A 24919-nucleotide genomic window follows, 5' to 3' on the forward strand; every position below is an offset into this window, starting at 1 on the left:
CGACAATAGTAAAATACAAATTATATGGCAACATCGTTAAATTGGACAAAACAAGGAAGTAGATATGTAAGCGACTCATTTGATATGACATCGGATAGTGCAGGCTTACAAGTTGTGACACAAAAAGAAAGCGACGTCCTCGTCGAAATAAGTCTTGACGGGAATGTATGGAGGGTAGCTGCTTTTAATTATCGGGGAGTAAAAGAAGTAGTAGACGTTATCAGCGGTGGTAAAGCTGGATTGAAAGTCCGAATTGTGACCACTGCGGAACCGCAAACAATACAAATACTGCAATGATTAATCTTAGCAATACTAATATTTCTCACTCCTTCTATCCCGGGATAGACCTAACCGGCATCCGGTTAGGAGTTGGAAGTAAGGCAGGAGGTGTGCCGTCAGAACCTGTTTTTGATCCGTCCTCATTCGATCAAGCCTGGACTGTAACCGGAAAGACTAACGAAGATTCAGACCGTGCTACTGTGACAAATTTGACCGGTAATGGTAACGATTTAGTGTTGAGTAATTTCTTGTTTGCGGAGAATAGTGGGTATGGAAGCTATATTACAGATTTCACTACATGGGGAACAAATTCGAATGTAACTGTAATCCAAAGAAACAAGTCTCGTATTGAGCTTAGTTCTACTGGTACAGGTGGAATGTACCACTCTCTCGAATCTTTATCTCTATGGACTGATATACTTAGAGTTAAAGTAAGCAACTTGGAAGGAAAAGTAGGTTTTAGATACCTATTAGATGGGGTTTTTATTATTGTTAAATCTACAGAAACAGATGCTATACTTGAAATAAAAAGATCTGAAATCCCAAGTGAGGCAACCAGTGCTTCATTCTTTTTTGCGGCTGCTGGAAGTGCTATCATCGAACAAATCCCAGATTACGAAGGTTACTTGGTGACTGATGGAGTGGATGATAAGATTTATTCTTCACCTCTTTCGTGGGGTGAAGATTGGACAATGGTAGGAAATTGGAAAAGCGCGGAGAATACAAATAAAAATTCTGGAATAGTTGCTCCTAATAATTTGTTTGTATATATTCGAACAAATGGGTATACGGTTTATGTAAGAAGAACAAATAGCGGAACTTCTATTCTCGCAAATCAAATGTTGGCTATATGCTCAGATGGAAGAATTTATGATCAAGATTGGATGGAATATAAAGTAACTCCGAGTATAAACAATAATATTATTCCTATCCAAATAGGCTTTCATTCTAATGAATATTGTAAAATGGCTTTCAAAAACCTTGCCATCTACAACCGTGTTCTCACTAAAGACCAGTGCATCAAAGCTTATGATTATTTACAAACCCTAAAAGAAAAGTAATATGAAATACATAGTAATACCTGCAAGCGATTTATCTATAGTCCCTCAGGAGGCTTTAGACGATCTAAATTTATCACCTCGTTACTCAACAGATGGAACTGAAGTTTTGATGAAAATAGGTAATTATGAGAAGTTGTTCCCTTCTGCTATGAATATACCAGAGAACGGAGAAGAATATCAGGAACCAGTTTATCCTTATCCTGTCTTTGAAGGGGACACTCTTAATAATCTGCTTAACTCAAAGGAATGGACAAGTGAAGAACTCCCTATATAATGGCAATGGCCCTAACTTCACAGTCCGGACCATCAATAGTTGAAATCCCATAATGGGATGCGCAAAGGTAGTAAATGATGTCAAATACGACAAAATTTGCTGCCTTTTTAATTAAAATGTAACAGTTTACAAAGTGTTACGTTTCTCTTATTCAAATATTTTCTAGCTTCTTCCCTTCCCCGTAATTTTATGCTATAGAAATTAAACTAAAGTGTATATAGTATGAAGGACAAAATTTTCAATCTCTTAAAACAGACTTATTCAAATCTTGGGTTAAGTGATGATATCTTACAGGGACAGGCCGAAGCGTTGGCTAATACCGGACTTGTAACTGACGATAACTTACAGACTGTTGTAGACGGTCAAAAATCTTTCCTATCTTCTCTTCAAAGCGGTATTGACAAACGAGTGACGGACGCTGTCAATAAAGCCAAAGGAGAAAAGAAGGAAGAACCTGCTGCTGGGGGCGGGCAGACAAAAACAGAACCCGATTTTCAGAAGTTGATTGACGAAGCAATTGCAGCAAAGCTGACTCCTATCCAGGAGGAATTAAATGCTTACAAAGTAAAGTATCAGCAGACTGCAAGGGCGAACATGATCGCTTCTAAAGCAAAAGAACTCGGTATCCCGGAATGGAGAGCTAAAGAAGGGTTTGCTATCACTCCTGAAATGGATGAAGCTGCAATCGGCTCTTATCTGGCGGGCATTAAGCAAAACATTGTTACCGCAGGGCTTGAGAGTAGTAACGCATCAGGTGTATTGTCTACATCAGACGACAAAGCCAAAGAAGAGGCTGATCAGTGGGCAAAAAATCTGCCTGACGCAAATTAATCATTAAAAAACAGAAAAAATGGGAGTTAAATTTGAAGGTAAATCTTATAGCGGCAATATGCCAGTGTTTTGGCGCGGAGAGGCTAAGATTTTACCTGGCGGCTATAAATTATTGCAGACATTCCCTAAAGGGACTGTCATTAAAAAAGGGACACCTTTACACATTGTATCTGGAACTTTGACTGCAGCTGTTTCCAAAAATGCAAAAGTCATATCTGGCGGAACAACGACAAAGCCTAGAGTGCCAAAAGGTACATTGTTCCAGGTTAATGATGTTGTAATGAAAATCGGAGAAACAACCGGTGTGACGGTTTCCTCTATTGATTCATCGAATGCCGATTATGATGTATTGACTTTATCTGCAGCTATTACAGGGCTTGTTGCAGATGACACCTTGATCGAAGCCACTGGTGCATCTGACTCTGCTGCAAAATATGAGCCTAATGCCGTAGTTGGTGAAGATACTGAGCCACTTGCAGGGGACGATCAGGACACTGTTTCTGCAGCTTATGATGCTGTAATACTCTTGGGTTATGTTCCGGATATCCCTGCGTCTTGGAAACAGGGGCTTTGCTTAAAAAACAACCCTAATATTATTTACGTAAAACAGTAATACTATGCCAGATAAATTTCAATACAGTTCTTTGTTTGGAGAACTTACAAAGCAGGTTCAATTACGATTTGATGCGGTATCAAGACAGCATAAACTATTATTTGACACCGTATTCTATGAGAGATTTTTCAATTGGGATTATCCTTCTATTGGGTTAAACTTTGAAGAAATCAAGGGTAAGTACAATGTCACTATTGCAGCTGCGACAATTGACGATAAGTCGAAAGAACCGGTACTTGGTACTCATGGACTTGAAACTATCGCTCAAAAGGTACTCCATCATGCAATTACGTTGCCTTTGACAATTGACGACTACAGAAAGATTCTGCAAATTTTGGATAGCAAATCTATTCCGGAAGAAGCGGCAAAAAGACAGCTTATTGATCTGATGTGGGGTAATGTTAGAACTCCGGTTCAAGGTGTTCAGGCGAAACTGGATATCATTGCTATGGGTGCACTATCTAATGAAGGTATTGCTACATTAGACGAAACGAACAACCCGGAAGGTGGTGTTAAGACAACTATTGACTACAATATGCCCACAGAAAACAAAGGCAAGGTTACATTGAAATGGAATGATGATAACATTGCTAATGTAGACGTATTCGAAGACATTCAGGCTATCGTAGACGCTTTTTCCGATAAAGTAGTCTTTGATCGTATCTTGCTAGCCCCTTCTAAGATATCTTATATTCTTCGAAGCAAGAAAATGAAACAGGTAATCTTCGGAACTGATAAGCAAAATAGCCCATTGCTACTGAACGCCTTCAATGAATTTATGCGATCGAACGAATTACCTATCCTGGAACCGGTAAGACGCCAGTGTTTGATTCAAAACAATGGTGTATTTACTCCATACAATCCCTGGAATGCAAAGAATTTGGTCTTTATTCCTTCTGGTGGTTTGGGTACGATCAAAAATGCCTATGTCAATAGCGAATTGAGACCTGAACCCGGAGTTACTTACTCCAATTATGGTCGTATTCGTGTATCTCAGTGGGGAGTCGGTGAAACGCAAAATTCGAATGGCGTTGAGTTTGTAAAGGCAGAAACATATGCTTTGCCTGTAATCACTGAAATTAATGGTATCGCCTCATTGAACACTGAACCTGAATAATCATGACGGTATCTAATTACATAACACAAAAGATCGGTTCCTTCGGTATGAATTTATCGGAGGCTGATCTTTTAGATATGACTTTGAACAGTTCTGTTTCTCTTGATGACGAGATTACGCAGGAAAACATGATCGAGGTAAAAAAAGCCATTACCGCTTTTATCCCGTCATTGTTGGCTCGTCCAACATCGGTAAACGAAAGCGGATTCTCGATATCTTGGGATAAGGACGGTATCAAAGCATATTATTCGTTGTTGTGTAAGCAATTAGGGATAGAAGATGTTTTAGCTAGTCGAATTTCTGACGCCTCAATGTATTGGTAATGTATTTTGCACCTCACATATTAGAAAAAAAATCATATATCAATCCGTATCGGGATGACAAGGGAAATACTATACCCGGGGCTGATGGTGATATGTGGGAGAAAATTGGCTCGTGTCGGTGTGATGACAATGGTGCTGGTCGACAGATCGGTGTCGCTGGTGAAATGGTAGTTTATGACTACCATATAGTGATCGCGGGCAATATAAAATTATCAGTTGGTGATTATGTGAGGGCATTGGATAATGATGGCTCTGTAAGGGGTGAAGGAGTGGTAATACAATCAGGCAAGTGCAACTATTTAGGCTATTCAGAGGTATGGATTTAGGCGTAAAGGCAAAATATGATTTTTCGGATCTTAAGAAAGCTAGAAAGCAGCTTCAGAATGAAGTTACCAACAGTATGCGGGTTGCTGGTGACTTGTATCTAAATGTCGCTGTGGCTAAAGGTTCTTATCAAAACAGAACCGGTAATCTTCGTAGCTCGAATGCCTATGCTATTACTAACGATGGCAAGATAATAGAAGAGAAGGTCGCTAATACGTTTAGTAAGACAGATGCTCAGAAATATGCCTTACAAGCGATTCAAAACGCTAATAAAGCGGGCGACTCTCTTATTCTTGTGAATGGTATGCCTTACGCATCCTTTGTTGAGAAAAAAGGGTTTGATGTCTCGTCTATGGCTTATCAGCAAGCTGCAGATAAATTAGGAGCAAAAGAATGATGACAAACGAAGACATAAAGGATTTTCTTTATAAGAAGGTAACGACTGTCTTTCCCGGCATGCCGGTATATAAAGACAAGCACCCATCTTACAAGAAAAAGCATGTTCCGGAAAGAATTGTTGTCAATGTTCTTGGTATGACAAATACGCCCTGGTCGAAAGGTTATGCTAACGTTAATATCTTCGTCCCTTACGATTCAAATGTCAACTATCCTGCTCCTGACAGTGCAAGGATGAACGAGCTTCAGAAGGTTGCAGAGAAGGAGTTTTTCAAAGGATATTTTGAATATGAAGGCAACAAAGGTACATACACAATAGATGAACTAAGCACAGAAGAAGATCCGGGAACAGACTCTTTCTTTGTGAATGTGAGATTATTTTTCAAAGTAGCAAATTTTAAATTGAGATAATATGAATACAGTAGGTATTAAGCGGTTACTATACGCGGACACATCAAAGGTGACGGGCGATTTGACTCCGGCTATGCTAAAGTCAATTATTGACGATGCCGAGACCAAAGAAGTAACCAATGTGCATCAGGATACTTGGTCTATTGACGAGTCGGAAGCCTCCGTGACCCGGTATAACAATCAGCTGACTAAAAAGCCGTACCGCCAATCAGCGGAATTGGGAGAAGTCTCCATGAATTTTACGATCGGCGAGTATGATTTCACGACCAAAAAAGAACTCATGGGTGGTGAAACTATCACCAAGAGCGGAGGAAGCGAAGTTATAGGCTGGAAACGTTCCCGAGAGTACGAAGAAATTAACAAGTGCCTTATGGCCTTGACGGAAGACAGTGTGTGGATTGTATTCCCGAAAGGGGCTGTTGTTACCCGTGAAGCAGAAACGGATGGTGCAGTAGGGCTGGCCGTTGTTGGTACGGCAATGGAGCCGGAAAACACGAAAGTTAGTACAGAATATTGGTACAGCGACAAAGAGGTACAATCTTCAACGAGCATTTAATAGGTTGGTTTAGGTTTTCAATTGGGCGGGGATGATCCTCGCCCTAATCATTTAAGAATATGAACAAAGCAGCAGGTTTAGTATCAGAGTCTTTGATAGGCGAAAGATTTGTCACAATCGTGCTAAAAGGAGAGGGGATTACTGTTTATCCTCCAACAATAAAAATCCTATTGCGGGCTATTAAATGGCTCTCAAAAATAGATGTACCCGATAAAGCGAACTGGCTGGATGCCCTTTTGTCTGTCCCCGGCAATATTGAACACATGATGAAGGCATTGTCTTTGATTATGGCAGGAGATATTGAGAATTGGGAAGATCGATCCGAAGAAATTGTGATTGCGCTCAAGGACTCTACCCTTGATGAACTCAAAGACGCTTTTAGCAAGGTTGTCAGTCTAATACATGTAGACGATTTTTTCGACTGTGCCGCCTTAGCAATGAGCTTAACAAAGATGGCGGCAGAACCAAAGTAATAGGTAATGATACTATATACGGACAGATTGCGAGTATTATGGAAAACCTTCACCTGTCGTACACAGAAGTGTTTGAGGTTATCCCTTACCAAAACCTGCTTATGATGCAGAAGGATAAGCTCAGAGTATGCTACGGAGAGAAAATAAATAAAACGTCCGGATCAGACATGATGTCCAGAAGAAGAGGGAAAAGGTGATGAATGACCGTCTTGAATATCATACAAAACTATTAGAGGCTATTTTGCAGACCAGCATAGAGAATAAAACTATCGGTATACAAAATAACCTCTTACTTAATGATATTCTTTCAAAACTCAATGATCCAGGCAACGATGTAAAGACTATGCTTATTGATATATTTAGCAACCTGGCAGCTTACAAGATCGTGAATAAAGAAGGAGATAGGTTATAGCTCTACCTCCATTTCTTTTCCTGTTAATGCAAAATATAGATTTTGAAGCTGGTGAAGATAGTAAATATCAATATTTTCATATTTAAACCTGTATGTATTTTCATCGTACAACTTAACTAATTTGAAACCATTCATAGAATAGCCTTTTTTGTTATAATAATCAAATTCATTGTAATCAGGTGTGAAATCGTTTTTAAACCCACACTTCAAAATTAAATCATTTGTAAGTAAAATACCATAAGCGGGAAACTGCATATATTCTATTGAATATTCCTCATATTGGCCATAAGGCCTTATTGTTATAGATCGCTCTTGCAATCCAACAACCTCATAGATGTTATTTTCTTCATCAGTGATAATATTGCCTATTCTTAACTCTTTTGGATCAATCATAACTTGTCTGTATTTAATACCAATTCATAATTACCCTGCAATATATCAACAGGTTCTATACTCAGTTCTTTACAGGATTCAATATAAAGATCAATAGCTTCTTGCATATTCTTTTTTATATCTACCAAGCTATTTCCTACAGTAATGACAGGTAATCCTTCAATATAGGCACTCAAGTTACTGCCTGCATTTTCAACTATTACTTCAATGATGTTCATGCGATAAAAATATCTATAAATACTGAATTATAAAACATTTGTCTCAACTTATTTCGCATAAACCCTCCGGCCATATTACCGGAGGGGCATCTAAACGGACGCGTTGGATTACGAAAAGTCCCTAACATGTATTCCGCTTGCGCATATTTATGTGGTAGTTTTTATATGTCTTCGTATGCCGGGTACAACGTATGTTTACTCCGTCTCTGCACTACCCGGTAGGCCTTGTTTATTTGGCCTACGCTGACAGAAATGTCCTTGTAGTTGGGATTGAGCGAATGACATACGATCGTCTCACTGCCCCGGTCATACTTCGTTATTTGTTTGAACAGGATACTGCTTCCGACTTCGAGTACCCAGAAACCGCTTTGACCTTCCTTTAGTTCTTCAATGGATACCGGAAGGACAAGCAACTTGTCTCCATCCTCGAAACTGTCTCTTAAACCATTGTCCATACTATCACCTACAACTCTAAATGCAGCATAGCAATATCCTGCTTCTCTTATATCTTCAAAATTCGTTTTCATGTGTAAATACTAAGTTTATGTTTTGTAAAATGGCACAAGAATGGCTGTACGTCATTGCTCCGTACCTCTAAATAGGTTATTTAATAAGCAGTTAGTTGGCTATTTCTCTTTCTATCAGAGGAAGAACACTATGCTTTTTTAGCTCCTCATACAAGAACAGGCGTCCTTTTTGAGTCCATTCGGTATTAAGGCTAACATCTGGACTGCCGTTTGTGTGAGTGTAGTTATGAGTAGTACTATGGACGTATCCTTTGTTCAAATACTTTCCGTATAAAATCCATTGATTACGAACTTTGTGTTGTATTCCCAGGTCACGCAGTAACAAATTGAACTTCCTTGCACTCATTCCGTAGTCCTGTGCTATTTGAGTAACCAGGACGGTCTGTTTGCTTTGAAGGATCACACGAGTGTATTCGCTTTGCTTTTGAAGTTCGACATTCTCAGCCTTCAGTTCGGTTATCTCTTCTTCCTTCTGTGTGATTTGCTTTTGCTGCTCTTCGATCTGGATCTGCTGCTGTGCGGCTAACATTAGAGCTTCTCCGAAGGATTGGGGGATTTGGAAGCTTTCTTTTCGTTTATTCTCCAGTTCTTCCCAGCGGTTGATAATTTTTTCTCGAAGTACCGCATCATATCCACTAGCAAGAATTAAGCAACCCTTTTTAGTTAGATGATAACAAGGCCTTTCTTGGTTGTTAGCATCTGTGTATGACCCCAATCCAAAATTGGATTTGGCTACTCCTTGTTCCAGAAGGTTACGAATGTCACGCATAATATGAGCGTGTTGCTTTCCTGTCAATTCGGAAATTTGCAGAGACGTGATGTAATCCATATCGGAGGATTGGACCGTACCTAGCATAGCAATGCTATTGCTGCTTGAGTAATTTTCATTCAACTGTAGCATAATCAATGAAAATTAATAGTTAATAAATAAAGAAAGCAGAGAATTTCTCCAACTTGCTACAGTTCCATATTGGCTTAGGGGCGAATATGTACGGAGAAACCTCTGCTTATATTTTAGGCAGTAGTCTACAATAGGGCATAAAAAATCCCCTAACCAAATATGTATATAAAACTGTAGCACTGCAAAAGTGCACACATTCATCGAAATATCCAAATTTTCAATCGTATTTTTCATAAAATCTTTATTTTTAATGTATAACATTGGCTGTGCGGAATTCTAACGCACCTCCGAAGACGGCCTGTTTTAGCCTATACTATATTGATTTTTACGTAACTACACTGTGTTGTTAGCGTAGCATCCAAAGATTACGTCCATAAATTTTGTTTTTTAGGTTCTTAACTAACAGAAAATAGCAATCAAGGTTACACTTCGAAGTAAGTCGCCGGTTCTCTGACTATAACTTAAAACAAAAGCTGTTTCAACTTTGTTATTAAGAAAAGGAGATCAAAAACCTTCACGGAGCGTTTGATTTTTATGTCTTGTTCAGAGAAATTGCAATACGCTTTATCTCTGAACAAGAGATTTGTTGCCTGTAATCTGCTAATAAACAGCATTGTTACATCTGCCACCTTGATATTCACCTCATGCCTGATACCATCCTGTATTTAATATAACGAAAGTTTACTAGTGTTTCAAATATTGGATAATAAAAGGACTATTTAACTGTTGGTTTGAACATAGCAGTGGCCGTGTGTCTTTCAACACACCTAAAATTTCACCGCTATGTGTTATTGATTATTAGTTAGTATTCAATAGAGAATATACAAACTCTCGACCTTTTTCAGTCCACACCGTTATAGTGTTTGTTCCGGAACTTCCATCACTTTTTATGTAAGTTGTTGTTCTCGGTTTAGTATATCCCTTTCCGCAATATTTAGCAGTAAGCAGCCATTGACCGGACTGTTTGTACATTATACCCATCTTTTTGAGTCTATTGTGCAATTCCTTTGCCGACTTAAGTCCGAAGTCTTTCGCAACCTGGGTTGATGTGCTTGTGTTATCCGACTGCAGAACGGTGTCGTGATATTCTACCTTTGGAGCTACCATCTTTAACTCGTTTGCTTGCAGTTCTACGGTTTCGCTTAACCGAGTATTCTGGCTTTGCAACTCTACGATCCTTCTTTCTCGTTTCTTCAGTGTGTCCTGAGCGAGAAGTAGTGCTCTTGCCATTATTTCATCCGGAGTATCGTCGGCTCTTGTCGCCATGTAACCACCGGTTGTTCGGATGGTTCGTAGGATTTCTTTGATACCCTTCTTGAACTTTTTAGCTATAGGTTTGCGAGATTGCATTAATAGTTCATATATGCCATCTTCTGTTAAGAGCCACATTTGACGGTTTTGACCTGACCGGAAGATTGTTCCGGTCACCTTTTCTTCTTCTTCAACAGATTGTAGCATCTTGTTTATGCTTTCGCTATCATATTCTATCCATTGAGCAACATCTTTTGCCAAGAACAAAGGTTCCTCTACCGAGCCATAAACATCGATCTGTTTCCCTAATAGGGTAGCAGTCTGGATAAGTTCAACTCGGTCTGACAATACCTTTACTTCCGGTTTCTCTCCGAATGTTAATTCTTGGCTCTCTACCCATTCCGCCAACTCACTGTTTGAAGATCTGAAATACATCAAGGCTAGTTCAAGCAGCAAGATTGTTGCACCTATGACACATTTGTTTATCTTCATGTTATGCTCGGATGCATAACTGTTGACTATGTCTCTATTATCCCGAAGCCATACAGCTACACCGGTTCCTACTACAGTGCTTAGTCCCTTGCATTCAACATAAACACGTTTTTCGTACTCGCAATATGGTATTTTTGCACCTTTGTAGTCAAAATAATAAAATCCGTTGTTTGATAATTCCATATTTCCCATAACTTTGCACTATGATTTGTTTTCTGAATCTCCGCAAAGGTGACTGCATATCGCCAATGCGGATTTTTATTTCATAGAAGACATGCTCTATGCCATCAGTTCTTTTGGCAATTTATTTCTTTCGTGATATTCCCGTCTAAGAAAATTCATGCATTCGTCATAAGTCTTGATGAAGCCGCGTTTAATAGACTTGGCAACATCTCTTTCCAACTCCAATAATTCTCTCGCTTTCAATTCTTCCCCTACCTTGTTTCTCATGCCGGTCTCATGGGCGCCATAAACAACGTAGTTTAACGCTCTTGCAACATTCTTGATTGCAGCCTGTAATAGATTCGGATGAACGATCGTCTTTAAAGCGCTGTTCATTTCTCTGTATGCATCTCCAGCATCATTGCGATACTGGATAAGCTGATCGTAAACGAAACGAAGAACTTTCACTTCAAATTCAGGATTGATCCACATTGCAAACTTTATGAATAGAAGTGGATTCATATATACTTTATCTAAAGTTTTGCCTTCTTTAGTATTACGGCCTTTGATCGTTGTAACTAACTGATTTACACCAATGGTCATTTTTGACCTTTGGCTCTCGTCTTTGGCTAAAGCTATCATGAAAGCTTTTGTATTGTCTGATTCTAGGAATTTATCCATTCTTCTTCTTGTGTTACCAGGAACAGCATTCCATTGCCGAAGAAGATCATTGGCATCGAAATATCCATCAACAGTCCTCTGCAAGACCTTAAAATCGCCCATCGGCCTTTCTAAAATCTGATTTGTTTTCATAATTATGTGTTTATAAATTGTTGCTAAAAGAAGGGCTCCACCTGTTCATCATCCTATTGTGGCAGTTGAATGACTACTGAGATAGAGCCCGAATGTCTTACTACGGTAACTGCCACGTAACCGCCGAATCTGATAACACAAAGTTATGAAGCACCAAACGTCCGACCCAGTTTTTGAGCCATAGAAACGTAACACTTTCTGAAATGTTACATAATAATTTTTCACTTGTTCTCATACGAATATATTTTATAGGTTTATTGTGTCTGATTAATCACCGGAATAAGCCCGGTTTGCATATAGGCTACTCATGCCAACATGAGACAATACTACATTGTGCTTTCTTTCGGCCATCTTCTTTTCAAAAGCAGCTCTTTGTTCAGCCAGGCGAACCATGTTCTTAGCCGAAGCCCATGCTTGTTTCAAACATGATCCGAACGTCCTACCGTACTTCTTACATTCTTTATATAATGTATGAGCCGATTTCATGATTTCGCTTTTGTTGTATTTCTGTGTTGCCATTGCTTTGTTGTTTTAATTTGATGATGCAAATATATAGCACCAATACTATATAAACAAGCATATAATATGTATATGTGCTATATTTAATAATATTTATATAGCATACATGCTAAATTCACCTTTATTTACATTAAATATAGCTTCAAGAAATAATTTATCTTATTTTATTTCGTATTAATACTATATTTACTATATTTGTATCCAAAAGAAATTATACATTCTATGGCTAATACAGAATTAAGAATTAAAGAGCTTTGCAAAGAAAGAGGTATTACACAAGCCCAACTTGCCGATAAATTAGGGATTCAAGCAGTCTCATTCTCGCAAGCTGTATCACGAAACAAATTCAATATGGATAGATTATCTGATATAGCTGACGTTCTAGGTGTAGAAATCCCAGATTTATTTGAACGACCAAAGAAAGACTCCGTTTCATTAACTTGTCCTCATTGTGGGAGAGATATCAACCTCAAAATAGACTAAATATGGAAAAAGATTTAACAGCACTCTTACATGAGTGTGACACATTGAAAGATCGTTTGTCTAAAATACGTCCATTGCCGGTTGAAGCATTGAAAAAAATAGAGGAAGCGCTAGATATTCAATATACATACGAAAGTAACCGTATTGAAGGTAACACGCTTACTTTGCAGGAGACAGAGCTTGTTGTTAACAAGGGTGTGACCATTTCCGGTAAATCCATGCGTGAACACCTGGAGGCTATCAACCATGCGGAAGCAATTGACTACATCAAGGATTTTGCAAAGAATGGCATTGAGATAAGCGAAAAAACAATCAAAGAAATACACGCCTTGGTTCTTCATGGTATAGATCGTGAGAACGCAGGTAAATATCGTACTGTTCCTGTTATGATATCAGGAAGTCAGCATATGCCACCCCAGCCGTATTTGATCGGCAAGCAAATGGAGGACTTTATGATTAAGTTCCGAGAAATGGAAGCTCAAAAGGCGCATCCTGTATTGATAGCTGCTTATCTTCATGACGAACTTGTGCGTATTCACCCCTTTATCGATGGGAACGGCCGTACGTCCAGGTTATTGATGAATCTATACCTGTTGCGTAATGGATATACGATCGTTAATCTTAAAGGCTCTAACGACGCCAAGCTAAGTTATTACAAAGCATTGGAAGCCTCACATATAGATAATACGCCAGAATCTTTTCAGAGGTTTGTGGCAGAAGCGGAAATATCGTCTTTGCAATATTATTTATCGATACTGGGGGAACCAGAGGTGCAAGAGAAATAAAGTAACGCCCGGCTACTTGTTGACGAGTGACCGGGTGTATCATGCTTATTTCAGGCTTTATCAAGGTCTGCAAAGCCATTTATGATATAAAATCACGTCAGGACATTGAAAATTTGCTGAAAAATTTGGGCTAAGTTCGTATTTTCATTACGTTTGTGGAATTATTAACAATTTAACACAAATGATTATGAAAAAGATTTTCTATTCTCTGATAATGGTAATAATGTGCAATATGGTATTTGCTCAAAATGACCATTTAGAATTTAAGGATATTCAAATAGATGGTAATATAAATTCTTTTGTGGAAAAGATGAAGCAGAATGGTTTTGTTCTTGTAACTCCCATGAAAGACAACTTAACAGCAATGAGTGGAAACTTTGTTGGTAAAAAATGCGAAATCTACATTCTTTCAACTCCTAAAACTAAAAAAGCCTGTAAGGTTGTGGTCTTTTTGCCTGAATCAGAGAATTGGAGTGACATTAAAAGTGATTATTTCAGCTACAAAGATTTGTATACCAAAAAATATGGAGATCCAAAAGACTCATTTAACTTCTTTACAAAGCCTTATTATGAAGGTGATGGATACGAGATGCAAGCATTAAGAAAAAAGAAATGTACATACGCTTCATATTGGATAACAGATAAAGGAACAATAGCAGTAGATATTTCATCTTCACAACAGATCTCTTTCGGATATGAAGATAAAATAAATATGAGTATATATTCTCAAGAGCAAGAAGCTGAATCTATCAATGATATTTAATTAATAAAGATAAAAGCTTAATACCTATAACTTATTATTTAGTTTACACTATAAATACTTAATCAAATTTTATATGAAGACAATTTTACTTTCTATTATTTTAGCTTTTAGCGCAATAAATATTAATGCAGAAAAGAGAGAAGCTTATGAGGCTATTTTAATCAATGTGGAAAATTCAGTTGATGGTAATAACATCAATGATAATGATGCCTCATTAAATAATGAAATAGGAGATAACAATTTTAATATATCTTCTTATTCTGATTCTAAAATTGATGTATCATGGATATTTCATCCAACGCATTTGTCCTTCACTCTTTTAAACAAAGGCAATAGTACCATTAAAGTTTTATGGGATGATGCCGCATTTATAGATGGGAGTAATTCTAGCCATCCTGTCTTTCATAACGGAATTACTATAAATGATCGAGACAAAGAACAAAAACCTACATCTATCGTAAAGAAGTCACAGATAGATGATCGTATTCTTCTTTCGGATAAAGTAGGATATATGAAGGTCGTAGGAAGATGGGTGTTTTCGTACATAAATGAAATTGTAAAAGATGGTGAAGAAATGAAGGTTTTATTACCATTGGAAATAAATGGAGAAATTAATGAATATCTTTTTACTTTTAAGCTAGTGAATTTGAATGTGAAAGGAAAGGCTTCTTTGCGAGGAGATGGTACTTGGATATATCAACCTTTGAAGAAAAGAAACTAAAATATCAGATGTAGCCTCTCACCCGTCCCTCACAAGGCGGGTGTTTTTATTCCATGATATGCCAAAGAAAAAGCGGTGAAAGTTTGTTTTTCGAATACAATGTATTACTTTTGTATTACAATATAATACAACAATAATATGGACGCAGTAGTAAGAAAACAAACTTCGTTCCGTTTGCGTGAGGATTTGTTGCAAGTCTTACAGGAACAAGCCAAGAAAGCAAACAGGAGCCTGAATAATTTCGTAGAGAGTACCTTGATGGACGCTATATACTCCGAGCCAAACGAGGAAACGATAGCGGCCATAAACGAGGCACGTTCGGGCAAATTCGCCGGCAAGATAGACGCGAGCAGCTTTGAGGCCTTCATGAAATCAGTGAACGAGATAGAATGAAAAAGATCCATTACAGTACGAAGGCAAAGAAAGACTTGAAGAAGTACCGCAGCAACATCAAGCTGATGGAAGCCTTGTTTGATGTCTTGAACAAGCTGGAGAGAGGGGAACCCATTCCAAGCAAGTACAAGCCCCATGAGCTTATAGGCAATTACAAAAACTGCATGGAATGCCATGTCGGAAACGACTTTCTTCTGATTTGGATAGACGCAGTGTCTGACATAGTGGAGATTGTCAGGATTGGTAGCCATTCCGAGTTGTTCGGTAAAAAGAGGTAGATAAGTAGCAAGAGCTCGGGCAGCCGGGCTTTTTTTTGTAGGGCAAGGGATGGAGAATCCGGCAGGAAGGGTTCGAGCCGCCGGTTTTTAGAACTCACGAGCAGTAATTCCGGAGGGATAAACTTGATTGAGCAATACTAGTATTTCCATATAAGTAATATATGGAAACCTAATATGCCATAAAACATGAGGATATAATGTTAAATTTCTTGTGAATCTCAAACAGAAGAACGACTTTTGCATCGTGAAAGAAAATTAAAGTAGCCTCGTAGGGTAAACAGCCTTGGTAGAGGCGTTGTTGTATAAATAAGAGAAATGCCAATAATAAAAGCAAAATCATCAGATAACCTCAATGCGGCTAGACTGCTTATAGATAATCATATCTATTCGCCTTCAGTCCATTGTTCTTATTATTCGGTTTATATGCTTTCGATGTATGTTCTTTGTCATAAATGTAATATTAGCTATGAGAATCAAGAAAAAGAATCAAAAGGAAGAGATTCTCATTTTTATGTAACTGAGAATGTGGCAAAGGACTTAGATAAGAAAAATCATATATCTATGCTAGATTTCCTTACCTGGTACAACAAATTGAAAATGCTTAGAAGGCGATCAGACTATTTAAATCAAGCAATAAAAAATAAAGAAGCCAATAAAGCTTATAAATTGGCTGATGATATAATACATTTACTCACAAATAAATACAATATAATATGAAAGCAAAAGATTTTATCATTGAGAGTTTGGTTAAAATTTCAGATAAAATATTTGGAATAAGCCTTCGATATGCTTATGATGTAAATACTGATTTTCATATTATTGAGGTTTCTCCCGAAAATATCAGGAGAAAAAATGACGAATATATGGAGATGGAAGCTCTTTTATGGAAAGAGTTCTATGACAAATATCCAAATGAGGACATTCTTATAAGTGATATTGATGAAACCAACAATATGGGTAATATGCTATATGAAAATTCATCTACTATCTTTGATGGTGAGTCGTATGATTTTATCAAATTTGACTTTAACAGAATTGTAGATACTGGTGAAATTAAAGACAATTGTAATTTAAAACTTGCAGCATAAAGTTATGTCAGAAAAAATAGCAAAATTTCGTTTTAAGGGATATAAGATATTAAATTCTTCAATTTCTGTAAAGGAAGGGATTAAGATAAGTTCAAAATTAAACATTAATTTTGGACAAACTTCTGGAGAGCATGAAAATGGGAAAGAATATAGATTGAAATTAGTGACATCTATAGAAGATGAGAATAATGCATTGAATATAAAAATAGACGCTATTGGTTTATTTGAATTTGATAGTGATATTGAAAATTATAAAAATGCTTTTTTTTCTCAGAATGCTCCAGCAATATTGTTCCCTTATGTAAGAGCTTATATATCAACATTAACATCATTATCTGGAATTCCTCCCGTCATACTTCCCACATTGAACCTATCAAACAGAAACAATACAGAAGAGTAAAAGCCGGACTAACCTCCGGCTTTTGCGTTTTAACTACCCTTAAAGCCCTCCATCCAAATTAATTTGTAACAGTTTGGTTACTGTTACGTTTATTCTCCTGAAATATTTTAAGCACATGTAGGCACTTGGTAACTTTGAGAAAAAGTTTACTCAAATGGCTACAAAATCAGCAAATGACATTGTAAAAGAGGCCGCAAAGCTAGGTGCTTGTTCTAAGTCCGGATCTGTTACAGATTGGAAAAGTCTTGTCTGGCTTTTCTTTTCTCCGCAGGGAAGAGAGTTCTGCGAAGAGAATAACTTCCCCAATATTGAGATGTTTCGTGAGATGAAGCCCTATGTAAAAAACTGGGGTGTATATGTTGATGCCGGCAATATCGTATTAGAGAATGTCCCTACAGCAGGTATTATCGGAGATACTCAGGCACTTCTTTCATATTCAGACAATACCAAAGTCCACAAACTTATCCTTATGCATGGAGGGAAAGCAAGAGTAACCCTTTCTCATTATGCTGTATTGTTACTAGTCAATATTGGCAACTGTGAAGTAGAAATAGAAAACGACGGGACCGCTAAAGTAATGTAATATGGCATCTATAGAGTTTATAATTAGTGCGAATTATAAAAAAGTCGAAGAGGCTTATGCAAAAATAGACGACTTGAAGAAGCTTGTTGAGAGCTTTAAGTCTGATAGTCCACAAGGCATTTCTCTTATTGGAGATATTAATCAAGAGCAAAAGAAAATTGAAGCACTTGTGGAAGAAATCCGTAAATTGAAAGAAGAGCAAGCTCAGCAATCTTTAAAAGCTATAGAAGATAGTAAAAAACAAGCACAAGAGTTGCAGGTTTTGGCTCAAAAATATAATGATCTACACAAGCAGATGAATGCTGCTCCTGTACAAACATCATCTAAGCCTACAGAGTTAATAAGTACTTCGCCTGAGCAATCACAGACAACTTCTACGACAAATTTTCAAGTTATGGCTTTAGAAGAGTTGGATCGTTCAATCGTAAAAGTAAATGGATCATTAGATAATAATATAACAAGACTATTAAGAGAGAGAGCTGCTCTTGACGAGGTTAAAAAGAGATTGTCTGATTTAAATAAAGAAGAAAAGGCAAGCGGAAAGGCTTCTGAGGAACAAAAAAAATTGCGGACAGAACTAACAAAAGCTGAATTAGAACATAAACAATCAATATCATCTTTACGAAGGGTTGTTGAAAACGATATAAAATTAAACCAGGCGGCAATAGGGTCAATGGATCAAATGTCGCAGGCATTGGGAAGAATGAAATCAGTTTATAGATCTCTCAATGCAGAAGAAAGAAGCTCATCATTTGGAAAATCACTATTGGATGCAATTCAAAAACTAGATCCTGAAATCAAAAAATTGGATGCTACAATAGGCAATCACCAACGGAATGTGGGTAATTATTCTAGCGCATTGGATAACTTATCTTCTGCGATGGATGGTGCTTTAGATGCAGCTTCCTTATTGCCTGGTCCTATTGGTTCAGCTGCATCAAGTATTAAAGGCTTAACAAAAGCATCTTTGGCATTTATTGCAACTCCCATAGGGGCTGTAATAGCCGGCGTAGTCGCGGCTTTGGCATTAATGTCATCATGGTTTAACCGTACAGAAGAAGGACAAAACGCTTTAAATGTATCAAGCGCATATTTTAAACAAACGCTTGATTCAATCCTTGATGTTGTAGATGACCTTGGAGAATGGTTATACAATGCTTTTACGAAGCCTAAAGAGGCACTACAAGATTTATCAGACTTTTTAGAAGATCAGATTATGGTTCGCCTAAAATCTTTTGCAAAAATGGGAGAATCAATAATGAAAATATTCTCTGGAGATTTTAAAGAAGGAGCCTCTGAGTTTGGAAGCGCATGGTTAGAGCAAATAACCGGTATAGAAAATGCAGGTGAAAAAGCTATGAAATTTATTGACGAAACTACCGATAAAGCTAAGAAACGAGCCGATTTAGCAGAAAGAGAAAATAAGCTCGCTATTGAACAAAGAGCATGGCTTGTCGAAAGATCTAAGTTAGAAGCAAGAATTAACGAACTGAGAGAAAAAAGTCAAGATTCTTCATTGACCGAAAAGGAAAGACTTAAAGCTTCTAAAGAAGCATCTTCCCTTATTAACCAAATGTATGAAAAAGAGCAAGAGTTAGCTGTTGAAAATAGAGATATAATTGCAGAGACAAATAAACTTTCTCATTCTAATGCTGAAGCTAAGGATAAAGAGGCTAAGGCCACAGCAGAAATCAATAAACTAGATGCTGAACGAGCGTCTAAGAATAGAGAATTACTTAGTCAACAGAAAGAGATTAACAACAGGATTGTAGAAGGTCAGAAGAAATTAGATCAATCTGTAATAAATGATCAAATAAAACTCAATGCCGAACGCCTAGCATTAATGGAAGAAGGACGTAAGAAGCGTCTGGCATTATCGGAACAAGAATGGAAAGAGAGAAAAGCACAACTTGACAAAGAGTATCAAGACACCGTTGAGCAATATAAGAAAATTGGTCAGGAAGTCCCCAAAGAGGTACAGACGACTTATCAGGCCAGGGTAGAGATTAACGATCAGAGCCGGGATAAGCGCGACAAAGAGATAAACAAGGAGGCAGACCGTGAATTTGCGGACAGACAAAAGGCATTAACAAACGTTTTATTGTCAGAAGAATCAAAGAGAACCCAGGCGATCAAAGAACGCTACGACAAAGAGCGCGAATGGGCGGAAAAGCAGTTAAAAAGTGGCGATATGGATCAAGAACAGTACAATAAATACATTGCTACTGTAAATGTCGCAGAAGAAAAGGAAAATCTTAGTTCTCTCTTGAAAGACTATGCAACTTTCCAGCAGAATCGAGAGAAGATTACCGCGGAATACAATGAGAAGATTCGTAAAATGAATGAGGCGAATGCCAAGGCTGCAGAAAAGGGAGAAGAACAAGTCTTTTCTGTTGGAAACTTCGAAGAAGCGGAAAGACAACTACAAGAGGCATACGATAACTTAGATAGTGTTTTGGCTCAAAGAGATGAAGATTTCAAAGCTTTAGCGGCAACCATTAGCAGTAAAACGACAACAGAGTTGTCTAAGCTGATCAATGATGCAGATCAACAATTGAAATTATTGTCACCGACTAACGACAAAGATGCTGAATCCATGGCTGTCCTCCGGGCCCGTATTAAGGTGCTACAAGAACAATTAAATACAGCAAGAGCAAAAGAAAAGGCTGATGATGAAAATAAATTGCTTAAGTGGAAAAAGCAGGTTAAAGCCCTTGAAGATGTAAAAAGTGCGACGGACGATATTATTGATAGTTTTGACGGTCTTGACGAATCAACAAAGAATATACTTAGTGCGGTAAGCACTGTTGCTGGCGCTACAATATCTGCAATAGGAACAATGACAACATTGGTTGACAATGCAGGAAACAGTATGTCATTAACCGCCTATATGGCGTCTAAGTCTATTAGTACTGTTGAAAAGGCCTCCGTAATATTAACTATTATTTCAGCAGCTTTGCAGGTAGCAATGGCAATAGCCAACTTGTTTAATAAAGACAATAAACGGCAGGAAGAAATTGAGAGATTACAAGACCAGATTGACGCGTTGCAGAAAGCATATGATAAGCTGGATAAGGCTATTGAAAAAGCTTATTCAAATGATGCTTCAAAATTGATTGATCAACAGAATAAATTGCTGGAACAACAAAAGGTGCTCATAAGGCAGCAGATCAGGGAGGAAGAGGATAAGAAAAAAACGGATAAGGATAAACTCAAGGATTATCAGGATCAGCTTGACGAAATTGACGAAAAGATTGCCGACAACAAAGTAAAAGCACAAGACGCAATCTTCGGCGATGATGTACAGGGGGCTATTGATGACTTTGCAGATGCTTATCTTGAAGCTTGGGAGGCAGGAGAAGACAAGGCTAAATCAATGAAGGATGTCGTAAAAAAGATGATCAAAGGCGTTGTTACTGAAATGATCAAAGCTGATTTGGCTCCGACAATTCAGGGGTTGAGAGATAAGATACAATACATGCTTACCGATGGCATTATTGATGATTTTGAACAGGCAGAATTAGATAAGATTATTGAGGAAGAGTCAAAGAAAGCAGAGAATAAATATGGATGGGCTGATAAATACATCAAAGAGCAAGAAGATGCAAAGCGTTCCGCTCAAGCTAAAGGCATGGCCGCCATGTCCCAAGATACAGGTGACAAACTGGATGGTAAATTTACTGCTGGGCTTATCTACTTAGATAAAATGACGACATCTTCGTATGACATTGCCGGAAGCATGAAGGAGCTTACCAGACAGAGCTATGATGGATGGAAAAATGTAGAAGCGATCCGAGATATATCTAGAAATATTGAAGTTCTTAATATTCGAATTGCAGACAACACCGAAGATATCGGAACCATTTTGAAGTCAATCAATAAGAACACTAACAGTTCAAATGAGAATCTGGAATACATGAGGACAAACGGTTTATACGTGAAGCGATGAAAGGAGATGTTTACATAGATGAAATTGATATTTTCTCGGCATACGGGGCGAATGTTACCGATGGTCTTGATTCTTTGTTTTTATTTCCTGCGATTAAAGAGCCTGAGAGCAACGACTGGCCGGAGGAAGATGGAATAGAGGTAGACTTGGAGACTGTACACTTGCAGGCCAAGGATATCACATTGACCTTTATGGCTGATAATCCTAACGATCTGATAGCTCGAGTCAGCGAACCGGGTTATCATACAATCAGAGTTACTGCCTATAACAAAGAATGGTCAGTAAGATTATCAAGCCAGCCATCAAACAAGATTATTAAACAAGCTGCAGCTTTCTCTTTAAAATTCACAGAGGATCAGCCGGAACGTCCTATTAGGCCTGATTCTTATACGCCTGGCACATGGGTAAAAGACACTGGGCATTATATTGACGAGGTTAATTTAAAAAACTATGGAGTCGAAGTATACGAAGGTATAGACGAGATTACTAAGTCTCCTACTGTTAAGCAAAATCTATTAAGAGGCGATATCAGCGTCATAGACGGTCAAATATATGATACTGGTAGTTTGGTGTTCAACAACAAAGATGTAACCTTCAAGTGCTTGTTTGTTGCGTCAAACATGGTAAATTTTTGGTCTTGCTACAATGCTTTTTTTTCAAAGATAATAGAACCTAATGAAAGGTCGCTTACAGTAGAAGCAACAGGTCTAACATATCCCGTATATTACAAAAAAACGGGAAATTTCAAGATACGTTCGTCAAAGAACAAAATAATGATTGAGTTTAGCCTGACGCTTGGATTTACATCATTTAGAGTTGAAGGTAAGCAATATATACTTGCTGCCGAAGATGGTAGATACGTTGTAACAGAAGATGGTTTGAATTATATAGACATGAATATATATGGAGAAGGATAATAAACAACTAACACCGATAAAGGTCTCTGAAACGGACAAGATCAGTGACTCTAATTTCGAAGGATTCTGGGTGCTTGGCTTTGATAGCATAAGCAATAAGAGCGTCCATGCTACGATGTCCCAGATGAAAGGTAATAAGGGAGATAGCGCCTTTGTTTTGTGGCAAAATCAACCCGGAAATGCAGGTAAAACCTACGAAGAATATGTCTCTTTTAACAGGCAGCCTGCAACCGATGCGGCAACCGAAGTACTAGAAAAGATGTCTCTAATTTCCGAAGACGCGAGTGCAGCTATTGAGGCTGCTAACACTGCCGCCGGTAACGCTCAGGATGCTGCGGATAATGTGCAAGACGGTAAGACACCTATACTCGAATCTGTCAATGCTCAACCCGGAGATACACCTTCCGGAGACTTTACCGCAAATGGGGTGGATGCTTTAGGTAATCCGAAATACATACTAAACCTGACTCTTCCTGCCGGCAAAGATGGTCAGCCGGCAGTCTTCGAGCAAGGGACAACAACAACCGTTGAACCGAACGGATCGGCATCTGTGGAAGTTGTAGAAAATGGCACGACCCCGGAAGGTAACCCTAAGTACATTCTTAACTTTTCCATCCCTAGAGGTCAACAAGGTCCACCCGGTGCCGGTTCTGGCAATGTGTCAGCTGACGGTACCGGTCTTGTCATTGGTAAAAAGTATCTGTTTGTCCCTGATGCGGACGACAGTACCGCCGGCTCTTTTGTCGAGTATGTAGCACCGGAAATCCCCGAGCAGGTGCAACCCGACTGGGACGCAACAGAAGGAAAGGGGGCTATACTTAATAAGCCGAGTAACGCCACCGCCGACACCTCTGGTCTCATGTCTGCTGACCAGTTTCAAAAACTGGAAAAATTGAACCCTTCCTATCTTTCTAACGATGTAACAGGGAAGAAGGTTGAATATACCGATGCGGGGAAGTTACTATTCGAAGGTAAGGAGGCGTTCGCGGTTGATGCTAATAACGAGCTTACCCTTGCCGGGAAGAAATTGAGTGAGTTAGGAGGGGGAGCAAATGTCGTTAGTATTCCGTTTGGCATAATGAGCCTATCTCCTAGTTCTACTAGCGACGAAATATTTGCTGCGTGGGGAGGACAGCAACTATTGTTAGAAATAGCAAAAAACTTTAATAAATCAACGGTTTGTACCATTGCTATGATTGAAGATGGTTACAAGCTGTTAGTATATCCAGATGTAACAATCGAATATACTGATGACTCTAACTATACAATTGACATTGTTATAAAAAATCAGGCAGAAGGCATAATGGCAAATGTTGTTACTGTAGTCTCTGGAGGAATAGCATCTGCAATATTATTAGAAGCTAAAGATGTAATTAATACGTCTGTAGGAGGCACAACAGCCGATAGAATATATTTATCCTATGGAGGTAATGATGGATTTGATTATAGAGATCTTATATGGAATAACAATAAAAGGTATGATGATGAAACTGGCCAAGGAGCTAGGCACCTAGCTTATGGGGGATCAAAAAGTATAGTGCTTACAAATTATGGTGACGGCACCAAAGCCCTCATGGACGACGGTACTTACAAAGAGGTAGGGGGAAGTTATGAATTACCAACCGCTACCCCCACCACCTTAGGAGGCATCAAAACCGGCTACTCCGCATCAGGCAAAAACTATCCTGTGCAGCTAGGCTCTGACAATAAGGCATTTGTTAATGTGCCGTGGACAGATACAAATACGACATATCAAGAAGCAACAACATCTACGGCCGGTTTAATGTCGGTAACGGATAAAACAAAAATCGACAGATTGCGTAGCTATACAACTGCCACGACAGTAGCTAGTCTCAATGTTAATTACGAGGTCATTTATGTAACTCTTAGTGCTAACGCGTCATTGTCAGTATCAGCAACAGGCACAACATATAACGGACGTACTATAACAGCATACGTGTATACAGCATCGGCCAGGACTATCACGATACCGACATCCGGATCATATATAAGCATGTGCGGAAGCTCATACACCTGTCCTGCCGGTAAATGGGTTGAATTTAATTTGACATGCGTAAATGGCATTTGGCATATTGCAAAACTTGAACAAGAATAGGAGGCGGTATGAATAGAAGAAGGTTTATGGCAAATGCAAAGAAGCCCCTACTAGTCAAATTGACAAGTAGCCCCGGCAGCAATATGTCTTATACATT

General features: G+C 38.4%; 31 protein-coding genes. 24 read left to right on the forward strand and 7 right to left on the reverse strand.

Features of this window, described 5'->3' with window-relative positions; genetic code table 11:
* Positions 1-24 precede the first annotated feature (24 nt).
* The 11 genes from M1P97_RS09020 to M1P97_RS09070 all read left to right on the forward strand — a co-directional run bounded on the left by M1P97_RS09020 (position 25) and on the right by M1P97_RS09070 (position 6658).
* The gene (locus M1P97_RS09020; RefSeq protein ID WP_249388857.1) at positions 25-297 is read left to right on the forward strand and encodes a hypothetical protein; all 273 of its coding nucleotides are present in this window, start codon (positions 25-27) and stop codon (positions 295-297) included.
* On the forward strand, positions 294-1340 hold the full coding sequence (locus M1P97_RS09025; RefSeq protein WP_249388858.1) for a hypothetical protein: 1047 nt from the start codon (positions 294-296) through the stop codon (positions 1338-1340). Before M1P97_RS09020 ends, M1P97_RS09025 begins: the two co-directional genes overlap by 4 nt.
* Before the next feature lies 1 nt (position 1341).
* A complete protein-coding gene (locus tag M1P97_RS09030) occupies positions 1342-1614 on the forward strand; it encodes a hypothetical protein (protein ID WP_249388859.1) in 273 nt (90 codons plus the stop codon).
* Positions 1615-1836: 222 nt separating this feature from the next.
* Positions 1837-2445, forward strand: a complete 609-nt coding sequence (locus M1P97_RS09035; RefSeq protein WP_249388860.1) for a hypothetical protein — start codon at positions 1837-1839, stop codon at positions 2443-2445.
* 19 nt (positions 2446-2464) lie between these two features.
* Positions 2465-3058, forward strand: a complete 594-nt coding sequence (locus M1P97_RS09040; RefSeq protein ID WP_249388861.1) for a hypothetical protein — start codon at positions 2465-2467, stop codon at positions 3056-3058.
* Positions 3059-3062: 4 nt separating this feature from the next.
* Positions 3063-4175, forward strand: coding sequence for a major capsid protein (locus tag M1P97_RS09045; RefSeq protein ID WP_249388862.1), 1113 nt, complete (start codon positions 3063-3065; stop codon positions 4173-4175).
* Positions 4176-4177: 2 nt separating this feature from the next.
* A complete protein-coding gene (locus M1P97_RS09050) occupies positions 4178-4498 on the forward strand; it encodes a DUF6706 family protein (RefSeq protein ID WP_249388863.1) in 321 nt (106 codons plus the stop codon).
* A 316-nt stretch (positions 4499-4814) separates the two neighbouring features.
* Positions 4815-5219, forward strand: a complete 405-nt coding sequence (locus M1P97_RS09055; protein ID WP_249388864.1) for a hypothetical protein — start codon at positions 4815-4817, stop codon at positions 5217-5219.
* Positions 5216-5629 carry a hypothetical protein gene (locus tag M1P97_RS09060; RefSeq protein ID WP_249388865.1) on the forward strand — a complete coding sequence of 138 codons (414 nt, stop codon included), beginning with the start codon at positions 5216-5218 and terminating at the stop codon, positions 5627-5629. The genes M1P97_RS09055 and M1P97_RS09060 overlap by 4 nt, the downstream gene beginning before the upstream one ends.
* A 1-nt stretch (position 5630) precedes the next feature.
* Positions 5631-6185: a hypothetical protein gene (locus M1P97_RS09065; RefSeq protein WP_249388866.1), complete on the forward strand. Its 555-nt coding sequence runs from the start codon at positions 5631-5633 to the stop codon at positions 6183-6185.
* A 59-nt stretch (positions 6186-6244) separates the two neighbouring features.
* A complete protein-coding gene (locus M1P97_RS09070; protein WP_249388867.1) occupies positions 6245-6658 on the forward strand; it encodes a hypothetical protein in 414 nt (137 codons plus the stop codon).
* A 406-nt stretch (positions 6659-7064) separates the two neighbouring features.
* Here the strand turns inward: M1P97_RS09070 and M1P97_RS09075 are convergent, their stop codons facing one another.
* The 7 genes from M1P97_RS09075 to M1P97_RS09105 form a co-directional block, all read right to left on the reverse strand.
* Entirely contained in the window at positions 7065-7463 is a 399-nt protein-coding gene (locus M1P97_RS09075; protein ID WP_249388868.1) for a hypothetical protein, read from the reverse strand.
* Positions 7460-7681: a hypothetical protein gene (locus M1P97_RS09080; RefSeq protein WP_249388869.1), complete on the reverse strand. Its 222-nt coding sequence runs from the start codon at positions 7679-7681 to the stop codon at positions 7460-7462. The genes M1P97_RS09075 and M1P97_RS09080 overlap by 4 nt, the downstream gene beginning before the upstream one ends.
* A gap of 161 nt (positions 7682-7842) precedes the next feature.
* Entirely contained in the window at positions 7843-8208 is a 366-nt protein-coding gene (locus tag M1P97_RS09085) for a S24 family peptidase (protein WP_249388870.1), read from the reverse strand.
* A 91-nt stretch (positions 8209-8299) separates the two neighbouring features.
* Positions 8300-9064: a Rha family transcriptional regulator gene (locus M1P97_RS09090; RefSeq protein WP_249388871.1), complete on the reverse strand. Its 765-nt coding sequence runs from the start codon at positions 9062-9064 to the stop codon at positions 8300-8302.
* Positions 9065-9907: 843 nt separating this feature from the next.
* Complete coding sequence (locus M1P97_RS09095; protein WP_249388872.1) at positions 9908-11035, reverse strand: phage antirepressor KilAC domain-containing protein; 1128 nt, start codon at positions 11033-11035, stop codon at positions 9908-9910.
* A gap of 96 nt (positions 11036-11131) precedes the next feature.
* Entirely contained in the window at positions 11132-11827 is a 696-nt protein-coding gene (locus M1P97_RS09100; RefSeq protein WP_249388873.1) for a KilA-N domain-containing protein, read from the reverse strand.
* Positions 11828-12094: 267 nt separating this feature from the next.
* Entirely contained in the window at positions 12095-12346 is a 252-nt protein-coding gene (locus M1P97_RS09105; protein ID WP_249388874.1) for a hypothetical protein, read from the reverse strand.
* A gap of 222 nt (positions 12347-12568) precedes the next feature.
* Here M1P97_RS09105 and M1P97_RS09110 point away from each other — a divergent pair, with 222 nt between their 5' ends.
* The 13 genes from M1P97_RS09110 to M1P97_RS09170 all read left to right on the forward strand — a co-directional run bounded on the left by M1P97_RS09110 (position 12569) and on the right by M1P97_RS09170 (position 24822).
* Positions 12569-12829 (forward strand): helix-turn-helix domain-containing protein, encoded by a 261-nt coding sequence (locus tag M1P97_RS09110; protein WP_249388875.1) that lies wholly within the window; start codon positions 12569-12571, stop codon positions 12827-12829.
* Positions 12830-12831: 2 nt separating this feature from the next.
* Positions 12832-13614 (forward strand): Fic family protein, encoded by a 783-nt coding sequence (locus M1P97_RS09115; protein ID WP_249388876.1) that lies wholly within the window; start codon positions 12832-12834, stop codon positions 13612-13614.
* A gap of 187 nt (positions 13615-13801) precedes the next feature.
* On the forward strand, positions 13802-14377 hold the full coding sequence (locus M1P97_RS09120) for a hypothetical protein (RefSeq protein WP_249388877.1): 576 nt from the start codon (positions 13802-13804) through the stop codon (positions 14375-14377).
* A 73-nt stretch (positions 14378-14450) separates the two neighbouring features.
* Positions 14451-15098: a hypothetical protein gene (locus tag M1P97_RS09125; RefSeq protein ID WP_249388878.1), complete on the forward strand. Its 648-nt coding sequence runs from the start codon at positions 14451-14453 to the stop codon at positions 15096-15098.
* Positions 15099-15236: 138 nt separating this feature from the next.
* Entirely contained in the window at positions 15237-15491 is a 255-nt protein-coding gene (locus M1P97_RS09130) for a toxin-antitoxin system protein (protein ID WP_249388879.1), read from the forward strand.
* Complete coding sequence (locus M1P97_RS09135) at positions 15488-15769, forward strand: type II toxin-antitoxin system YafQ family toxin (protein WP_249388880.1); 282 nt, start codon at positions 15488-15490, stop codon at positions 15767-15769. Before M1P97_RS09130 ends, M1P97_RS09135 begins: the two co-directional genes overlap by 4 nt.
* A 315-nt stretch (positions 15770-16084) precedes the next feature.
* On the forward strand, positions 16085-16486 hold the full coding sequence (locus tag M1P97_RS09140; RefSeq protein ID WP_249388881.1) for a hypothetical protein: 402 nt from the start codon (positions 16085-16087) through the stop codon (positions 16484-16486).
* Positions 16483-16857, forward strand: a complete 375-nt coding sequence (locus tag M1P97_RS09145) for a hypothetical protein (protein ID WP_249388882.1) — start codon at positions 16483-16485, stop codon at positions 16855-16857. Before M1P97_RS09140 ends, M1P97_RS09145 begins: the two co-directional genes overlap by 4 nt.
* A 4-nt stretch (positions 16858-16861) precedes the next feature.
* The gene (locus tag M1P97_RS09150; RefSeq protein ID WP_249388883.1) at positions 16862-17257 is read left to right on the forward strand and encodes a protein-export chaperone SecB; all 396 of its coding nucleotides are present in this window, start codon (positions 16862-16864) and stop codon (positions 17255-17257) included.
* A gap of 154 nt (positions 17258-17411) precedes the next feature.
* Positions 17412-17840, forward strand: coding sequence for a hypothetical protein (locus tag M1P97_RS09155; protein ID WP_249388884.1), 429 nt, complete (start codon positions 17412-17414; stop codon positions 17838-17840).
* Between the two features lies 1 nt (position 17841).
* Positions 17842-21789: a hypothetical protein gene (locus M1P97_RS09160; RefSeq protein ID WP_249388885.1), complete on the forward strand. Its 3948-nt coding sequence runs from the start codon at positions 17842-17844 to the stop codon at positions 21787-21789.
* Entirely contained in the window at positions 21786-22706 is a 921-nt protein-coding gene (locus M1P97_RS09165) for a hypothetical protein (RefSeq protein ID WP_249388886.1), read from the forward strand. The genes M1P97_RS09160 and M1P97_RS09165 overlap by 4 nt, the downstream gene beginning before the upstream one ends.
* Entirely contained in the window at positions 22693-24822 is a 2130-nt protein-coding gene (locus tag M1P97_RS09170; RefSeq protein ID WP_249388887.1) for a hypothetical protein, read from the forward strand. Before M1P97_RS09165 ends, M1P97_RS09170 begins: the two co-directional genes overlap by 14 nt.
* Positions 24823-24919: the final 97 nt, after the last annotated feature.

Origin of the sequence: Parabacteroides leei, from assembly GCF_023369805.1 — a bacterium.
GTDB lineage: Bacteria > Bacteroidota > Bacteroidia > Bacteroidales > Tannerellaceae > Parabacteroides > Parabacteroides leei.

Bases quoted from the DNA above. Each gene is read 5' to 3' on its own strand.
- M1P97_RS09125 (WP_249388878.1), top strand. From the start codon at position 14,451: ATGAAGACAATTTTACTTTCTATTATTTTAGCTTTTAGCGCAATAAAT.
- M1P97_RS09020 (WP_249388857.1), top strand. From the start codon at position 25: ATGGCAACATCGTTAAATTGGACAAAACAAGGAAGTAGATATGTAAGC.
- M1P97_RS09045 (WP_249388862.1), top strand. From the start codon at position 3,063: ATGCCAGATAAATTTCAATACAGTTCTTTGTTTGGAGAACTTACAAAG.
- M1P97_RS09065 (WP_249388866.1), top strand. From the start codon at position 5,631: ATGAATACAGTAGGTATTAAGCGGTTACTATACGCGGACACATCAAAG.
- M1P97_RS09050 (WP_249388863.1), top strand. From the start codon at position 4,178: ATGACGGTATCTAATTACATAACACAAAAGATCGGTTCCTTCGGTATG.
- M1P97_RS09120 (WP_249388877.1), top strand. From the start codon at position 13,802: ATGAAAAAGATTTTCTATTCTCTGATAATGGTAATAATGTGCAATATG.
- M1P97_RS09155 (WP_249388884.1), top strand. From the start codon at position 17,412: ATGGCTACAAAATCAGCAAATGACATTGTAAAAGAGGCCGCAAAGCTA.
- M1P97_RS09095 (WP_249388872.1), bottom strand. From the start codon at position 11,035: ATGGAATTATCAAACAACGGATTTTATTATTTTGACTACAAAGGTGCA.
- M1P97_RS09135 (WP_249388880.1), top strand. From the start codon at position 15,488: ATGAAAAAGATCCATTACAGTACGAAGGCAAAGAAAGACTTGAAGAAG.
- M1P97_RS09070 (WP_249388867.1), top strand. From the start codon at position 6,245: ATGAACAAAGCAGCAGGTTTAGTATCAGAGTCTTTGATAGGCGAAAGA.
- M1P97_RS09080 (WP_249388869.1), bottom strand. From the start codon at position 7,681: ATGAACATCATTGAAGTAATAGTTGAAAATGCAGGCAGTAACTTGAGT.
- M1P97_RS09165 (WP_249388886.1), top strand. From the start codon at position 21,786: ATGAAAGGAGATGTTTACATAGATGAAATTGATATTTTCTCGGCATAC.
- M1P97_RS09145 (WP_249388882.1), top strand. From the start codon at position 16,483: ATGAAAGCAAAAGATTTTATCATTGAGAGTTTGGTTAAAATTTCAGAT.
- M1P97_RS09150 (WP_249388883.1), top strand. From the start codon at position 16,862: ATGTCAGAAAAAATAGCAAAATTTCGTTTTAAGGGATATAAGATATTA.
- M1P97_RS09025 (WP_249388858.1), top strand. From the start codon at position 294: ATGATTAATCTTAGCAATACTAATATTTCTCACTCCTTCTATCCCGGG.
- M1P97_RS09160 (WP_249388885.1), top strand. From the start codon at position 17,842: ATGGCATCTATAGAGTTTATAATTAGTGCGAATTATAAAAAAGTCGAA.
- M1P97_RS09055 (WP_249388864.1), top strand. From the start codon at position 4,815: ATGGATTTAGGCGTAAAGGCAAAATATGATTTTTCGGATCTTAAGAAA.
- M1P97_RS09140 (WP_249388881.1), top strand. From the start codon at position 16,085: ATGCCAATAATAAAAGCAAAATCATCAGATAACCTCAATGCGGCTAGA.
- M1P97_RS09030 (WP_249388859.1), top strand. From the start codon at position 1,342: ATGAAATACATAGTAATACCTGCAAGCGATTTATCTATAGTCCCTCAG.
- M1P97_RS09040 (WP_249388861.1), top strand. From the start codon at position 2,465: ATGGGAGTTAAATTTGAAGGTAAATCTTATAGCGGCAATATGCCAGTG.
- M1P97_RS09170 (WP_249388887.1), top strand. From the start codon at position 22,693: ATGGAGAAGGATAATAAACAACTAACACCGATAAAGGTCTCTGAAACG.
- M1P97_RS09105 (WP_249388874.1), bottom strand. From the start codon at position 12,346: ATGGCAACACAGAAATACAACAAAAGCGAAATCATGAAATCGGCTCAT.
- M1P97_RS09110 (WP_249388875.1), top strand. From the start codon at position 12,569: ATGGCTAATACAGAATTAAGAATTAAAGAGCTTTGCAAAGAAAGAGGT.
- M1P97_RS09075 (WP_249388868.1), bottom strand. From the start codon at position 7,463: ATGATTGATCCAAAAGAGTTAAGAATAGGCAATATTATCACTGATGAA.
- M1P97_RS09100 (WP_249388873.1), bottom strand. From the start codon at position 11,827: ATGAAAACAAATCAGATTTTAGAAAGGCCGATGGGCGATTTTAAGGTC.
- M1P97_RS09035 (WP_249388860.1), top strand. From the start codon at position 1,837: ATGAAGGACAAAATTTTCAATCTCTTAAAACAGACTTATTCAAATCTT.
- M1P97_RS09090 (WP_249388871.1), bottom strand. From the start codon at position 9,064: ATGCTAGGTACGGTCCAATCCTCCGATATGGATTACATCACGTCTCTG.
- M1P97_RS09130 (WP_249388879.1), top strand. From the start codon at position 15,237: ATGGACGCAGTAGTAAGAAAACAAACTTCGTTCCGTTTGCGTGAGGAT.
- M1P97_RS09115 (WP_249388876.1), top strand. From the start codon at position 12,832: ATGGAAAAAGATTTAACAGCACTCTTACATGAGTGTGACACATTGAAA.
- M1P97_RS09085 (WP_249388870.1), bottom strand. From the start codon at position 8,208: ATGAAAACGAATTTTGAAGATATAAGAGAAGCAGGATATTGCTATGCT.
- M1P97_RS09060 (WP_249388865.1), top strand. From the start codon at position 5,216: ATGATGACAAACGAAGACATAAAGGATTTTCTTTATAAGAAGGTAACG.